This is a genomic window from Gemmatimonadota bacterium (genome assembly GCA_016719105.1).
Taxonomy (GTDB): Bacteria; Gemmatimonadota; Gemmatimonadetes; order Gemmatimonadales; family Gemmatimonadaceae; genus SCN-70-22.
Window position 1 is genome coordinate 472242 of the sequence record JADKAQ010000004.1, and the last position, 13467, is coordinate 485708.

The window sequence follows — 13467 nt, forward strand, 5'->3', positions numbered from 1 at the left end:
CGTGCGTCGTCGCGGCCTAGTGCCAGCGCCGCATGACGAGGGCGGCGTTGATCCCACCGAAGCCGAAGGAGTTGCTGATGAGGTGGTCGACGCGCATCGCGCTCCCCTCGCGTGCGATGTGTGCGAGGTCGCAGGCGTCGTCGGCGGCATCGAGGTTCACGGTCGGGGGGAGCCACTCCCGCTGCAGCGCGAGCGCGCAGATGGCGGCCTCGATCGCGCCAGATGCGCCTAACGCATGCCCGTAGTAACCCTTGGTGCCGCTCACCGGGATCGTCGACGCTCGTTCCCCCAGGACCTCCTTGATGGCCAGCGTCTCGGTGGGGTCGTTGAGCGGGGTCGACGAGGCGTGCGCATTCACGTAGCCCAACTCGTGGGCCCCGAGCCGCGCGTCGGACAGGGCAAGCCTCATCGCGCGCGCCGCCTGGCTTCCGTCGGGGCGTGGGGCGGTCATGTGGAACGCGTCGTTGGTCTGGCCGAACCCCAGGAGTTCCGCGTAGATGGGGGCGCCACGCGACACGGCGCGCTCGTGCTCCTCGAGGATCAGCACCGCCGCGCCCTCGCCCATCACGAAGCCGTCGCGGTCGCGATCGAACGGGCGTGAGGCGCGACGCGGGTCGTCGTTGCGCGTGGACATCGCGCGAATGAGGGCAAAGGCGCCGAAGCACAGCGGGGCGAGCGGGGCCTCGGCACCGCCGGCGATCATGACGTCGGCATATCCGTCGCGAATCTGCCGGAAGGCGTCGCCGATGGCGATCGTCCCCGAGGCGCAGCTCATCGCGTTGGTGCTGTTGGGGCCCTGCACGCCGAACTCGATGGCGATGTTGCAGCTGGACGCACCGCCGAAGACGGCGAGGGCGAGCGTGGCGTCCACGGCGCGCAGCCCCTCGCGCAGGAAGACGCCGAGCTGTTCCTCGGCATAGCCCACGCCGCCGAGGGCCGTTCCCATCATGGCCCCCACGCGCTCGCGATCCTCCCGAGCGAGGTCGAGCCCCGAATCCTCCACCGCCATGCGGGCCGCAGCGACCGAGAACTGCCCGAAGCGATCGAGTCGCTTGGCGCGCTTGGCGTCGACGTGGTCGGTGGCGATGAAGTCGGGGACCTCGGCCGCGTTATGCGAGCGAAAGATGGACGGGTCGAAGCGCGTGAGCGCGCGGACGGCCGACTGGCGCGCCTGCAGCCCCGACCAGAGGCCGTCGCGGGTGACTCCGATCGGGGTGATGGCTCCGATCCCGGTGATGACGACACGACGCCTGCTCATGCGGACGGGGGGTGCGAGGGGGAGTGCGACGGGGCGACGCGTGCGGCGAGGGCACCGGCGGTGCCTTCGGCCACGCGTGCCAGCCCTTCGAGCGTGCGCGAGGCGATCCCGTGCACGAAGATCGGGCCGATGACGATCGTGGCAGCAAAGACGCCGATGAGCGGCCAGCGCGGCCCGTCCCACACGTGGACGAGGCGCACGTGCGTCCCCTGGTTGTTGGGGAGCGCCTCGAAGGCCCATTCCACGTCCATGCGCGTCGTGATGCCTCCGATGTGCCGGAAGCGGACGGCGGGGCGATCGGGATCCACCTGCATCTCCGAGAGCCACCAGGTGGGCCAGTTGACGAGGCCGAACGGACGGTTGGCGCTCATCTCGACGATGCCGCCGCCGTCACGCGCCCGCTCGCGAAAGCGTACGAAGCGATAGTGCGGCAGGTAGGCGGGCCAGTGCTCGACGGTGCGCACGAGGGCGAAGATGTCGGCGACGCTGGCGCGCACGACACGTTCGTCGACGGTTTCCATGGCCGTGCCGACCGGGAGGGGGCCTAACGAGAACGGTTCGCGCATGCGGCGTGTGGCGTGGGGCGGGAGAAGGTCGTGTCGGCGAGGGGAGGGGCATCCCACGCGGCGGTCAGGCGGAAGCCGGCGCGCCGGCGCACGTCGGCGCGTGCACCGACGCTGTCATACACCAGCGCCTCCAGTTCCGCCACCGTGAAGCCGCGGAGGATCGACACGATCCCGTCGTGCCGGCTCACGGCGTGAAATCCCAGCGGGAACGAGGCGAGCCAGAGCCCGGCGACGGCCAGCCAGCTGCGTCGCAGGTCGCTCACGATCACGCGGTGGCGGGCGACGCGGTGCATTTCGCGCAGGAGCCCGGCGAGCGCCGCCCCCTCGAAGTGATGGGCGACCTGCGCACACGCGACCACGTCGACACTGCGATCGGCCAGAGGGAGCTGCAACGCCGAGGCGCAGATCCCGTGATCGGCGTGGCGCCGGGCACCGGCGGCGAGGGCGGGATCGAGATCGAGGGCCAGGGTGCGCATCGCGATCCCCCGCCGGGCGCAAAAGCGCGCGACGTGCGCGGTCGCTTCGCCCGTCCCCGTCCCCACGTCGAGGAAGGTGGCCTCACGGGGGAGGCGCTCGGTGCACTCGCCCAGCGCCGCGAGCAGGGCGCGCGTCCCGCCGAAGACCGTGTTGGCGACGGCGATGTCCCGGTGCGAGCGGGCCCGCAGCTGCAACGGGACGTCGTCCCCGTCGAGGATCTCGTGTCCGCGGTGGCGGCGGGGGGTCAGCACGCGTGGCCCCTACCGCTCGAGTTGCGCGTAGCCCCCCCGATAGTACAGGAGCGGACGCTCGTCGCGTGCGGCACCCATCTCCACCTCGGCGACGAGGATGGTGTGGTCGCCTTCGTCATGGCGTGCGGTGATGCGGCACTCGAGGTGGGCGAGGACGTCGTCGAGGATCGGGGCGCCGTGCGGGGCGCGGGTAAAGCCGATCCCGTCGAAGCGCGCTTCGGCGTCGCTGTGCGAGAAGCGCCGCGACAGGGCCTCCTGCGAGGCGCTGAGGATGTTGACCACGATCCACTCGGCGTCGCGCAGGGCGGCGTAGACCGACGCGCCGCGATCGATGCACACGAGGATCAGCGGGGGGGCGAGCGAGAGCGACGAGAAGGCGCTGACCGTCATGCCATGGTCGCGGCCATCGGCGCCCTGGGCCGTCACCACGGTGACGCCGGAGGCGAAGCGGCCGAGGACGCTGCGATAGAGGTCGGAGTCGAGGGGCATGCTGGAGCGTTGGTGGGGCGCGGGCGTGAGGCGTTAGGCGCGTCCGCCGGCCTGCCCCCTCGCCGGGTCGACGGCGGGGGCGGGTGGGTCGGCGGGGAGCGGGGCGTGTCGTGCGGTGAGGAGGCGCCAGAGGAAGCTCGGGCGCAGGACCTCGCGGGGTGGGACAAAGTCGCCGGTGACCCCGACGAGGAGGTCGGCCATGTCGCGCTGTCGTGCCAGGACCGACGCTGCCCGGTTGAGTAACGCCGGAAACGCGACGGCGGTGCCCACCGCGCGCTCCACGAGGCGCTTGCCGCGGAACGCGTCGCGCAGGCAGCGATCGTAGGCGGCGAGGGCGATGTCCTGGCGGCGCGTGGTGGTGGCGCGCGCCGCCTCGAAGGCGTAGCTCGTCAGGAGTTCGCCACCGCGCAGCGCGGCGTAGATCCCCTCGCCGGTGAACGGGTCGAAGAAGTCGGCCGCGTCACCCACGAGGGCGGCGCCGGGGGCCCAGGCGCGCCGGGCGCGGGCGTTGAAGGGTCCCGTCGCGCGGGCGGTCGTTAGGCGCTCGGCGTGGGCGAAGCGCGGGGCGAGGTGCGCCCGCGTCGCCAGCCACCGCTGGAGGAACGCGGCGGGATCGCCCCCGATGCGGTGTGCCTCGCGCGCCGGCACGACCACGGCGACGTTGGTCATCCCGTGTCCCACGTCGGCGAGGCCGAGGTACCCGTCGGCGTCGACGTGCATCTCGCCGCAGCGACCCATCCCCTCGACGCCCCCATAGTGGGCGACGATGGCCACGCGGCGCGGGAAGCGCCCGGTGCTCGTTAGGCCGAGCCGTCGTCCGATGACGGTGCGCAGCCCGTCGGCCCCCACCACGAGCGGGGCCCGGAGCGTGCGGCGCATGCCGTCGACGTCGACCTCGACCCCCGTGACGCGCCCATCGCCGGCCCGCACGAGGTCGCGGACGGTCGCCCCCTCCAGCACGCGCGCCCCGGCGTCGCGCGCCCGGTCGAGGAGGAGGGCGTCGAGCACGCGCCGGGGGAGGGCGAGCCCGCGGTCCCGAAAGCCGCGGAAGCCGTGCGTCGAGGCGAACTCGCCGTGGATGATGGCGCCGTTAGGCGCGCGCACGCGCATCCCCGTCAGCTGCGCCGCCCCCGCGCGCTCGATCGCCCCGAGCGCCCCCATCTCGTGCAGGATGCGCGAGGCCTGCGGGCTCAGGTACTCGGCGCAGGGCTTGTCGCGGGGGAAGCGGGCGCGGTCGACGATACAGACGTCGAGGCCGGCGCGCGCGAGGAAGAACGCGCTGGCCGCCCCGGCGGGGCCGCCACCGATCACCAGGACCTCGGCGTCGCGCGGGGCGCTCACCGGATCACCCGCCCACCAGGACGTAGACCTGCCCCGCGAGTTCGAGCTCGTTCCCGGTGCGACGCACTTCGTAGGCGAGCTGCGTTGGGGTGGGCGAGACGAGGTCGATGACCACGCGCGTCCCTTCCACACGGTACCGTCCGGCACTCACCAGGACGTCGACCAGGCCGACGGTGTAGTTGCGTGCAATCTGTGCGCGGGCGGCCGTGCCATCCGCGCCGAACTGCCACGAGGTCTCCGTGGAGCGGGAGAAGCCGAAGTCATCGACAAAATAGACCGTGCGCCGCCAGGTCCCGACAATGGCCTGCGACGCCGAGACGCCGCCGGTCGTGGCGATCCGGACTCGCCCGGGCGAGACGACGCCGGGACCGTCACAGCCGACCGCAAGCAGCAGGGCGGCCACGCACCACGGGGCCTGGCGCCGCGCGACGCGTCGCGCGAAGCACCGCGCGCGCACCGGCAGCGGCGCATCAACGTGCGCCGTCTCCCCGCGTGCGGCCCTCGGCTCGTGCATCGGTTGCATCTGCGACATCGTCCACTCCGTGTTCGCGTGCCGTTGTGTCATCGCACATCAGGGCGCGGTGTGTCGCATCACGAGGCGACGCGCGCCGTCACCACGCGCCAGAGCAGGGCAGCGGCCCCGCCCACCACGCAGCTCGTTAGGTTCACGACGTCGTTGTCCAACCCCGCCCATCCGCTGCGACGCGCCGTCTCGCGCCCGCAGTCGTGCAGCCGCCGCTCCGTCGCTTCGCGACAGTGACCGCACCAGCGTCGCTCCTGCAGCGTGGCCCCGAGCCAGGTGTCGGCCATCGCGCCGCCGATGCCACCGACCACCGCCGGCCACATCACTCCTTGATCGAAGCCGGTGGCACGCGCGACGGTTCCGATGCAGAGGGCGCCGGCGCACATCGCCACCGTGCCGGCGACGGTGACCGCCCCCGACGTCCCGATGGGGACGGGGCGCCATCCAACAATACTGCGCGGGACGCCGCCGAGGGCGGTGCCGATCTCCGTGGCCCAGGTGTCGGCGGTCGCGGCGGCAAGGGCGCCGACGCCGGCGACGGCCCACAGGGGCGAGGGGGCGACGATCGCCCCAAGCGCGCACAGCGTGAAGACGCCGCCGTTCGCCATCACCTGCCACGCGTCGCGCTCGCCACCCTTGTCGACGATCGCGCGGGTCACGCGTTCCTTGCGCTCGCGGCGCCAGCGCGACAGGAGCGTGGAAGAAAAGAAGAAGGCGAGGAGGACCCCACACCATCCCCACCCCGCGCTGGTGGCGGCGGTGCCGACTGCGATGGCTCCCCACGTCCCCGAGGGGGCGAGCGAGCGTGCACGCCGCGCCACCAGCGCGATCGCGACGGCGAGCGCCAGTCCGGTCAGGGTGCGCAGGGGGAGGGTCATGGACGCGAGAGGCAATGTGCGCGTGCGCGTGATCGACGCAAGGCGTGCCGCAAGACACAGGAATTACTTGAATGGGGTCACAGCGGCCGTTAGCTTCGCTCGATCCATATGTCCGACACGGTCGACGCCCTCCTCCCGCTCTCCTTCCTCGAAGCCGTCCGCAACGTCGACAGCCCCGTCGAGGATTTCGAGGCGGAACTCGTCGGCGACCTGCGCAACAAGCGCCTCGGGCTCAGCGACACCGTGTACATGCAGATCCGGCGCTTCAATGACGCGGTGAAGCGTGGACAGCGGGCGACGTTCGACGAATCCGTCGGACTCGCGCGGCTCCTGGGCCGTCGTCCGGACGCCGAGGCGGTCTTTCGTGCCGCTGGCCGCCACATGGCGACCGAGTCGTATCGCACCATCGGCGTGGTGGCCCGGCGCATGATGCGCCTCCTCCCCGCCTTCATGGCCCGACCGCTCGCGCTGTCGCACTCGCGCCGCATCGCCCGGCGCTACCTGCGAGGGCGCATTTCCCGTGTAGGGGCGCAGGTCTACCTCGAAGTCGAACGATCGGTCACGCTCGACACGGCGCCGCGCTCCGTCGGGTGCACGTACTATGAGGCAAGCCTCAAGGAACTGTTGCGCCTCCTCGTCAACAGCGTTGGCGCCGTCGAGCACGTTCGCTGCGCCACGCGCGGCGAAGGGACGTGCGCCTGGCGCGCCGAATGGAAGCCCACCTCCGCACAGCAGGAGTAGCCATGCCCCGCCTCAGCCCCCAGTCGCTGCCCGACATTCAGCGCGCGATCGCGGACGCAGGGCTCGACGGCTGGCTCCTGTACGACTTTCGCGGGACCAACCCGATCGCCCGCGACTTCCTCGGCTTCGAGGACGTGCACCTCTCGCGGCGGATCTTCGTCCTCATCCCGCGCGTCGGCCCCCCGGTCGCCATCACGCACAACATCGAACAGGGGGCCTGGCGGGGCTGGCCGAGCAGCTGGCGACGTGAGCGCTACTCGTCGTGGCGTGCGCTCGAGGCATACCTGCAGGAGATCGTTGGCGGCAAGCGCATCGCCATGGAGTACTCGGCGGGTGATGCGGTGCCGTACCTCGATCGCATCCCGGCCGGGATGCTGGAGATGGTCCGCGCCACCGGCGCCACCGTCGTGTCGTCGGGGGAACTCGTGTCGCGCTTCTACGCCACCTGGAGCAACGATGACCTCCTCGCGCACCGGCGCGCGGCCGAACACATCGCCGGCATCGCGCACGAGGCCTTCCTGCACGCCGGGTCACAGGCGCGTGCCGGGACGCCGATCGCCGAGCACCTGCTGCAGCAGCGCATGATGGAGGCCTTCGCCCGCGCCGGGCTGGAGACGTACTCGCCGCCTAACGTGTCGGTCGGGGCCAATGCCGCCGATCCGCACTACGTCCCCTCCGCCGACCATGCGCAGGTCATCACCGTCGGCAACCTGGTGCTCATCGACCTGTGGGCCCGCGAGCCCGGGCGCCCGTACGCCGACCAGACCTGGATGGCCATCATCGGCGCGCCGAGCGCGCGGGCGGTCGAGCTCTGGAACGTCGTGCGGGACGCGCGCGACGCGGCCATCGACTTCCTGGAGCACCGGATCGCCGCCGGGCACGACGTGCGCGGCGCCGACGTCGACGACGCGTCGCGCGCGGTCATCGAAAAGGCAGGCTACGGCGAGTTCTTCACGCACCGGACGGGCCACTCCATCGACGCGCGCGAGATCCACGGGTCGGGCCCCAATCTCGACAATCTCGAGACGCGCGACGAACGCCTCCTCATCCCCGGTGTCGGCTTCTCCATCGAGCCCGGGATCTACTTCCCGGGCGAGATCGGGCTCCGCACCGAGGTCAACGGCTACATCGGCGATGGCGCACTGATCATCACCCCGGTCGACATCCAGCGGGACCTGATCGTTGCCTGAGGCGACGCACGAGCTCCGACGCGAGCTCGGCGTTTTTTCGGCGGCCCTCCTCGTGGTCGGGGGGATCATCGGGAGCGGGATCTTCTTCACCCCCGCGGAGGTTGCGCGCGCCCTCCCCAATGCGGCCACGATCATCGCCGTCTGGGTGCTCGGCGGCTTCCTCGCCCTGGCGGGGGCGCTCACCTATGCCGAACTCGGCGCGATGCTCCCCGATGCCGGGGGGCCGTACGTCTACATCCGCCACGCCTTTGGCTCGCTCCCCGCCTTCCTGTATGGGTGGATGGCGCTGCTCAGCATCGCCTCAGGCGCGATCGCTGCCGTGGCGATGGGCTTCGCGGGCTACCTCGCGCGTTTCGTCGACCTCGCGCCGGTCGGTGGGCCCATAGGGGTCGCGGCCGCGACGATCGTCCTGCTGTCGCTCACGAACGTGCTCGGGATCAGACCGGGGGCCGCGCTCCAGAACCTGCTGACCGGCGCCAAGATCCTGGCGCTTTCGGCGCTCGTCGTGGGCGGGTTGGCGCTCTGGGTACGAATGGGGGCCCCTCTTCCGGTCCCGGACGCGCCGCCGCCACGAGAGTCGCTGGTTGCGGGATTTGCCGCTGCCTTCGTCGCCGTCCTCTTCACCATCGGAGGGTGGCAGCAGATGAACATGGTGGCCGGGGAGATTCGCGACCCGGAGCGGACCATCCCGCGGGCGCTGCTGATCGGGATCCTGATCGTCGTCGCGATCTATCTCGGAGCGAACGCCGTCTACCTGCGCGCGTTGGGGCGAGACGGCCTGGCGGCGAGCGCGGCGGTGGCGGCGGATGCCGCGTCCCGAATGGTCGGTCCCGCTGGGGCGACCTTCATCAGCATCTCGGCGATGATCTCGATCCTCGGCTTCGTCAACGTCGCGATCCTGGCGAACTCGCGCCTCCCGTATGCGCTGGCTCGCGACGGCGTCTTTTTCGAGGCGGTGGGGCGAGTGCATCCGCGCTTCGGGACCCCTCACGTGGCCATCCTGTTGTGCGGCGGGTGGGCGCTGGTCCTGCTCTTCGCGACAAAGGGGGCAATCGGCTCGCTACTGAGCGGGGTCGTCTTCGCCGACTGGATCTTCTTCGGCCTCGGGGCGGCATCGGTCTTCGCGTTGAGGCGACAGATGCCGAACGCGCGTCGTCCCTACAGGGCATGGGGCTACCCGATCGTCCCGGCGATCTTCGTCGTCGCGGCCGCAGGCGGCGTGTTGAGCGCCTACGTCGCCGCGCCGGTCACCTCGCTCGCGGGGACCGCCATGCTGGTGATCGGGGTATTCGTTCACCGATGGTTCAGCAACAGGATCGATCGCGACTCGCGATAGCCGGCCGTCAACTGATCGAACGGTTATCGATTGTGCGGACCGTACGGTCGGGGAAATGGCTCTTGAAAAACCACTCGTTGGTTTCGTAGGGTACGAGCGAGAGAATCAACCGCAAGGAGTATCGATGCCGACATACCTCTACGAGACCGTCCCGAGCTCGCAAGGCGAGACTGCGGAGCAGTTTGAACTGCGACAGGGGTTCAATGACCCGCCGCTGGAGCGCCACCCGACCACGGGCGCGCCGGTTCGACGAGTCATCTCCGGAGGCTTCGGGCTGATGTCCAAGTCGGGAGGAACTGCGACACTGCCGCAGGCCGGCCCTGGTTGTGGTCCCGGCAACTGCGGCTGCGGGCGATTCTAAATCCGATCGGTCAGCAAGCATGCTGTCCATATGAACAGGGGGCGATCCGACGGATCGCCCCCTGTTTCGTTCGAAGCTGTTCGTTCGATCAGTAACGAATCCTACTTCTTCTTCGGCTCGGGAACCGGCGCGAAACGCGTTCGAAGGTCGAGCCGGCTGGCGTGCAGGTTCACGTCGGGTCCCGCGCGGAATCCGAACGTACCGTCGAGATCCCACGCCCCTCGCGCCACTGCGCCAACTCGCTGGCCGTTCGCCTCGACGAGAATCGAATCCCGATCGACGGTGAGGGTGAGAGCGTTGAGCACGGTCTCATCGCCTCCCGGGTGCGCTTTCACCGCCGGTGACGTCTTCCACGGGATGAGAGCCGTGCGGTTGTCCCCGGCGACGTACTCCAGCGAGGCTTGACCGTCACGCCGGACGAGGAACGCCAGGTAACTCGCCGCCGAGCCATCCAGGGAGTGACCGCCGGCAAAGAGTCCGTATCCTGACTGACTGGTCCCCGGGAAGAGGAAGAGCTCGGCCTCCACGGAGTAGCGGCCGACCGCGTGATAGGCCGGGTCGAAGAGCAGGGCCCCCGGTCCCGTCGTCATGTGCCATCCTGGCGGCATGGCTTCGTGCGCGACGGTGTCGGACGATTGGCGATCCATGACAACGCGCCATCCCGAGGGGCGCGCCACGTTTCGCGCCGCCTGCGCCGAGAGCGCCGTTGCCGAGCCCGCGGCAATGAGGAGGGCTGCGATAGCCGGAGCGGCCAATGAGAGGGAGCGGCGCATGATGGTTCCGGTCGCGTGAGGGAAGGCGGCGGTCGATGCCGACACCTTTCGCTTAGGCGCCGACGCCCGTCTCGATTACCGCCAGATCGACGTGCGTTCCGGCAGCGGTCAGGCGAGCCAGAGCCGGATGCGGTAGAGCTCCGGACGGACCCCGAGTCCGGCCGCATACGACGTCTCGATGTCCTCCAGCAGTTCGGCCGGCGAGATGTCGAAGTCGGCACCGACCGAGTTGTACGTGTGCGTGCTCCACTCACGCACCCGCACCCGACCCTCGCTCGGTCGCCCGATCAGGAGAAAGCGTTCGGCTGTTCCCGAACCACCAGCGATCTGCACCGAGAGGAACTCGTCGGTCTCGACCGGGAAATCGTCAGGCAGGTCCACGTCGGGCTCCAGGTCAGGTCCTGAACTGTCGGTCGACCACCATGGCGACGAACAGGAGCGCGAGGTACAGCAGGGAGTACTTGTACGTCCACCAGGCCGCCTTGGTCCAGATCGTCTCGCGCCGCACGCGCAGCACGCCATGCAGGAGGAGTGCGCCGAGCACGGTGGCCGAGGCGAGGTAGACGAGCCCGAAGGCGCCGAAGGCGACCGGGAGCAGGGTGAGCGGGAGGAGGATCAGCGTGTACCAGAGCATCTGGTTCATCGTCTCGCGCTCGCCCCAGAGAAGCGGGGCCATGGGGACGCCGGCCTTGCCGTAGTCCTTCTGCTTGAGGAGGGCCAGCGCCCAGAAGTGCGGCGGGGTCCAGTAGAAGACGATGAGGAAGAGATACAGCGCGGGGAGGTCGACGCGCCCGGTGACGGCGGCCCACCCCACCAGCGGGGGGAAGGCACCGGCGGCGCCGCCAATGACGATGTTCTGGGGCGACGTGCGCTTGAGCCAGCGCGTGTAGATGAAGACGTAGAAGTAGAAGCCGCCTAACGCCAGCGCCGCGGTGAGCACGTTGACGAAGTGTCCGAGCAGCCACGTGGCGAAGACGGCGAGGGCGACGCCGAAGGCGAGGACGGAGATCGCGTGCATGCGCCCGGACGGGATGGGGCGCAGGCGCGTGCGCGACATGACGTCGTCGATGTCGCGGTCCATGTACATGTTCACCGCGTTGGCCCCGCCGGCCATCATGTAGCCGCCGATCGACACGATGAGGACGTCGAGCCAGGAGGGGGAGCCGGCGACGTACATCGGTGCGATGGTGGTCACGAGCAGAAGCGAGATGATGCGGGGCTTCGTCAGGGAGACGAAGTCACGCATCGGGCTCACCTCGCGATCGTTCATCGTGGTGGTGCTCACGTGGTGATCCGGAACTCTGCGGCGACGGTCGCCCGTGGCGGGGCGTTCGAGGAGGCATTGCCGGTGGCGGCGCGACCGGGAAGGGAGCGCCACGTCCAGACAAGGAGGAGCGCGAGGAGGGCGGCGGGGAGGACGACCCAGAAGAGCTCTCGGGCCTTGGAGACCGGCGAGAGGGAGGCTCCGGGGGTCCTACCGGCGAGGGCCGCGCGCACCACGGCCACCTGGGCGACGGCACACAGGGCGGTCGCGAGCCAGAAGAAGAGCTCGGAGATGGACGCAGGGGACACGAACGGACCGGCTTGGGAAGTGGGGGCGGCGCCCCGGCGGGAAAGGTGTACGGCGGGGGGCGGGGATTCAACTATATGGAAGGGGGAGTCCCGGCGTCTGGAGTCGATGGCTCCCTCGCATTTCCCTGACCCATGAACGCGGTGGGGGCGGACATCGCTCCCACTCCCCGAAACATCCCCCCGGGGGTAGCATTGCCGACCATGCCGACACCCCCCTCTTCTTCTCCCGCTTCTGACTCCGCCTCCGCCGCAGGCGGCGGTGCCCTGCCGCGACGCATCGGCCTCTGGAGCGCCGTTGCGGTGTGCATCGGATCGACGATCGGGTCCGGGATCTTCCGTTCGCCGGCCGGGATCGCCGACAAGATCCCCGGCCCGCTCCCGCTGCTCGCGATTTGGGTGGTGGGGGGGGCGTTTGCGCTGTGCGGAGCGCTCACGCTGGCCGAGGTCGCCTCGTACCTGCCGCAGACCGGGGGCTTCTACGCCTTCCTGCGCGAGGGGTGGGGGCGTCTCTACGCCTTCCTCTTCGGGTGGGGGCAGCTGACGATCGTGCGCGCCGCCGCGTTAGGCGCGATCGCGATCACCTTCGCCGAGTACTTCATGCGGGTGATCGGCTTCGATCCGACGATCGCGCCCTATGACCAGTACGCGCGCTACGTGGCGGCCGGGGCCATCGCGATCACGGCGGTCTTCAACATCGTCGGCGTGCGCTGGGGGACGCTGATCACCAACATCACCACGGTCGCCAAGTTCGGCGGGTTGGCCTTCATCATCGTGGCCGCGCTGGCGTTAGGCATGCCGAAGACGGGCGGCAACTTCTCCCCGCTCGTCCCCGAGGGGAGCTTTGCGCTGGGGAGCGCCGGGCTGGCGCTGGTCTCGGTGCTGTGGGCGTACGATGGATGGGGCGACGTGAGTTATGTCGCGGGCGAGGTCACCGACCCGCAACGCAACCTCCCCCGTGCCCTGATCGGCGGGACGCTGGCGGTGATCACGATCTACTGCCTGGCCAACCTGGCGTACCTCGCCGTGCTCCCGGTGGAGAAGATCCGGACCTCGAAGCTGGTGGCGGCCGACGTGGCCGAGATCGTGCTCGGGCGCCCCGGGGTGATCTTCGTCTCGGTGACCGTCATGCTGTCGACGTTCGGCACGTTGAGCGCCGTGCTGCTGACGTCACCGCGGGTGCTGTTCGCCATGGCCGACGACGGGATGCTCTTCAAGCCGGTGGCGGCCGTCCACCCGAAGTTCAAGACGCCGTATGTGGCGATCTCGCTGGTGGCATTCCTCGGCTTGGTGTACGTCCTCTTCCTGACCTTCGAGAAGCTGGCCGACACCTTCGTGATCGCGATGCTGCCGTTCTACGCGCTGGGCGTGGCGGCGGTCTATCGCCTGCGCGCGCGGCCGGGCTACGTGCCCAAGTTCCGGACGCCGGGCTACCCGGTGGTGCCGATGATCTTCCTGCTCTCCGTCGTGATTCTGCTGGTGAATGCGCTGATGGACGAGGGGAGTCGCGTGTGGACGGCGGGAATCTTTGCGGTGCTGCTGGCCGGCATCCCGGTGTACCTGCTCTTCGTGAAGCGGAAGTAGCCCCGCCTCGCCCCCTCGGGCGGGGCTCGGGGCGGAGGTGGGGGCCGGGCCGGGGTCGTGCTGCGGCGTGTGGACGGCGCTCGTCGGGGCCCGCCCCGGCCGTCAGCGGGGTGGCGCGCGTGACCGGTCG

At 70.2% G+C, this 13467-nt stretch carries 15 protein-coding genes; 4 read left to right on the top strand and 11 right to left on the bottom strand.

All coding sequences use genetic code 11. From position 1 onward, the window contains the following. Window positions 1-16: 16 nt before the first annotated feature. The 7 genes from fabF to IPN47_10105 all read right to left on the bottom strand — a co-directional run bounded on the left by fabF (window position 17) and on the right by IPN47_10105 (window position 5783). Complete coding sequence (gene fabF, locus IPN47_10075) at window positions 17-1258, bottom strand: beta-ketoacyl-ACP synthase II (GenBank protein MBK9408383.1); 1242 nt, start codon at window positions 1256-1258, stop codon at window positions 17-19. Next, complete coding sequence (locus IPN47_10080) at window positions 1255-1824, bottom strand: SRPBCC family protein (protein MBK9408384.1); 570 nt, start codon at window positions 1822-1824, stop codon at window positions 1255-1257. Before IPN47_10080 ends, fabF begins: the two co-directional genes overlap by 4 nt. Continuing rightward, window positions 1803-2552 (bottom strand): methyltransferase domain-containing protein, encoded by a 750-nt coding sequence (locus tag IPN47_10085; GenBank protein ID MBK9408385.1) that lies wholly within the window; start codon window positions 2550-2552, stop codon window positions 1803-1805. Before IPN47_10085 ends, IPN47_10080 begins: the two co-directional genes overlap by 22 nt. A 9-nt stretch (window positions 2553-2561) precedes the next feature. Then, on the bottom strand, window positions 2562-3041 hold the full coding sequence (locus IPN47_10090; protein MBK9408386.1) for a flavin reductase family protein: 480 nt from the start codon (window positions 3039-3041) through the stop codon (window positions 2562-2564). 33 nt (window positions 3042-3074) lie between these two features. Beyond that, window positions 3075-4382 (bottom strand): FAD-dependent monooxygenase, encoded by a 1308-nt coding sequence (locus IPN47_10095; GenBank protein MBK9408387.1) that lies wholly within the window; start codon window positions 4380-4382, stop codon window positions 3075-3077. A gap of 4 nt (window positions 4383-4386) precedes the next feature. Next, the gene (locus IPN47_10100; GenBank protein ID MBK9408388.1) at window positions 4387-4905 is read right to left on the bottom strand and encodes a hypothetical protein; all 519 of its coding nucleotides are present in this window, start codon (window positions 4903-4905) and stop codon (window positions 4387-4389) included. Window positions 4906-4973: 68 nt separating this feature from the next. After that, complete coding sequence (locus tag IPN47_10105; GenBank protein ID MBK9408389.1) at window positions 4974-5783, bottom strand: DUF92 domain-containing protein; 810 nt, start codon at window positions 5781-5783, stop codon at window positions 4974-4976. A gap of 108 nt (window positions 5784-5891) precedes the next feature. Here IPN47_10105 and IPN47_10110 point away from each other — a divergent pair, with 108 nt between their 5' ends. Genes IPN47_10110 through IPN47_10120 form a run of 3 tightly spaced genes read left to right on the top strand, consistent with a single transcriptional unit; the run spans window position 5892 to window position 9050 of the window. Then, a complete protein-coding gene (locus tag IPN47_10110; protein ID MBK9408390.1) occupies window positions 5892-6524 on the top strand; it encodes a hypothetical protein in 633 nt (210 codons plus the stop codon). Between the two features lie 2 nt (window positions 6525-6526). Then, window positions 6527-7714: an aminopeptidase P family protein gene (locus tag IPN47_10115; GenBank protein MBK9408391.1), complete on the top strand. Its 1188-nt coding sequence runs from the start codon at window positions 6527-6529 to the stop codon at window positions 7712-7714. Continuing rightward, the gene (locus IPN47_10120; protein ID MBK9408392.1) at window positions 7707-9050 is read left to right on the top strand and encodes an amino acid permease; all 1344 of its coding nucleotides are present in this window, start codon (window positions 7707-7709) and stop codon (window positions 9048-9050) included. The genes IPN47_10115 and IPN47_10120 overlap by 8 nt, the downstream gene beginning before the upstream one ends. Window positions 9051-9512: 462 nt before the next feature. On the opposite strand, the gene IPN47_10125 is transcribed toward IPN47_10120, so the two are convergent. From IPN47_10125 to IPN47_10140, 4 genes are all read right to left on the bottom strand, one after another. Continuing rightward, the gene (locus tag IPN47_10125) at window positions 9513-10001 is read right to left on the bottom strand and encodes a hypothetical protein (GenBank protein ID MBK9408393.1); all 489 of its coding nucleotides are present in this window, start codon (window positions 9999-10001) and stop codon (window positions 9513-9515) included. 291 nt (window positions 10002-10292) lie between these two features. Next, window positions 10293-10565 carry a hypothetical protein gene (locus IPN47_10130; GenBank protein ID MBK9408394.1) on the bottom strand — a complete coding sequence of 91 codons (273 nt, stop codon included), beginning with the start codon at window positions 10563-10565 and terminating at the stop codon, window positions 10293-10295. A 13-nt stretch (window positions 10566-10578) separates the two neighbouring features. Continuing rightward, a complete protein-coding gene (locus tag IPN47_10135) occupies window positions 10579-11454 on the bottom strand; it encodes a protoheme IX farnesyltransferase (protein ID MBK9408395.1) in 876 nt (291 codons plus the stop codon). Window positions 11455-11465: 11 nt separating this feature from the next. Beyond that, a complete protein-coding gene (locus IPN47_10140) occupies window positions 11466-11756 on the bottom strand; it encodes a hypothetical protein (protein ID MBK9408396.1) in 291 nt (96 codons plus the stop codon). Between the two features lie 201 nt (window positions 11757-11957). Between IPN47_10140 and IPN47_10145 the strand changes: the two genes are divergently transcribed. Further along, window positions 11958-13337, top strand: a complete 1380-nt coding sequence (locus tag IPN47_10145; protein ID MBK9408397.1) for an amino acid permease — start codon at window positions 11958-11960, stop codon at window positions 13335-13337. The last annotated feature ends 130 nt before the right edge of the window (window positions 13338-13467 follow it).

Bases quoted from the DNA above. Each gene is read 5' to 3' on its own strand.
- IPN47_10115 (MBK9408391.1), top strand. From the start codon at position 6,527: ATGCCCCGCCTCAGCCCCCAGTCGCTGCCCGACATTCAGCGCGCGATC.
- fabF (MBK9408383.1), bottom strand. From the start codon at position 1,258: ATGAGCAGGCGTCGTGTCGTCATCACCGGGATCGGAGCCATCACCCCG.
- IPN47_10135 (MBK9408395.1), bottom strand. From the start codon at position 11,454: ATGAACGATCGCGAGGTGAGCCCGATGCGTGACTTCGTCTCCCTGACG.
- IPN47_10080 (MBK9408384.1), bottom strand. From the start codon at position 1,824: ATGCGCGAACCGTTCTCGTTAGGCCCCCTCCCGGTCGGCACGGCCATG.
- IPN47_10110 (MBK9408390.1), top strand. From the start codon at position 5,892: ATGTCCGACACGGTCGACGCCCTCCTCCCGCTCTCCTTCCTCGAAGCC.
- IPN47_10145 (MBK9408397.1), top strand. From the start codon at position 11,958: ATGCCGACACCCCCCTCTTCTTCTCCCGCTTCTGACTCCGCCTCCGCC.
- IPN47_10090 (MBK9408386.1), bottom strand. From the start codon at position 3,041: ATGCCCCTCGACTCCGACCTCTATCGCAGCGTCCTCGGCCGCTTCGCC.
- IPN47_10105 (MBK9408389.1), bottom strand. From the start codon at position 5,783: ATGACCCTCCCCCTGCGCACCCTGACCGGACTGGCGCTCGCCGTCGCG.
- IPN47_10100 (MBK9408388.1), bottom strand. From the start codon at position 4,905: ATGCAACCGATGCACGAGCCGAGGGCCGCACGCGGGGAGACGGCGCAC.
- IPN47_10125 (MBK9408393.1), bottom strand. From the start codon at position 10,001: ATGACGACGGGACCGGGGGCCCTGCTCTTCGACCCGGCCTATCACGCG.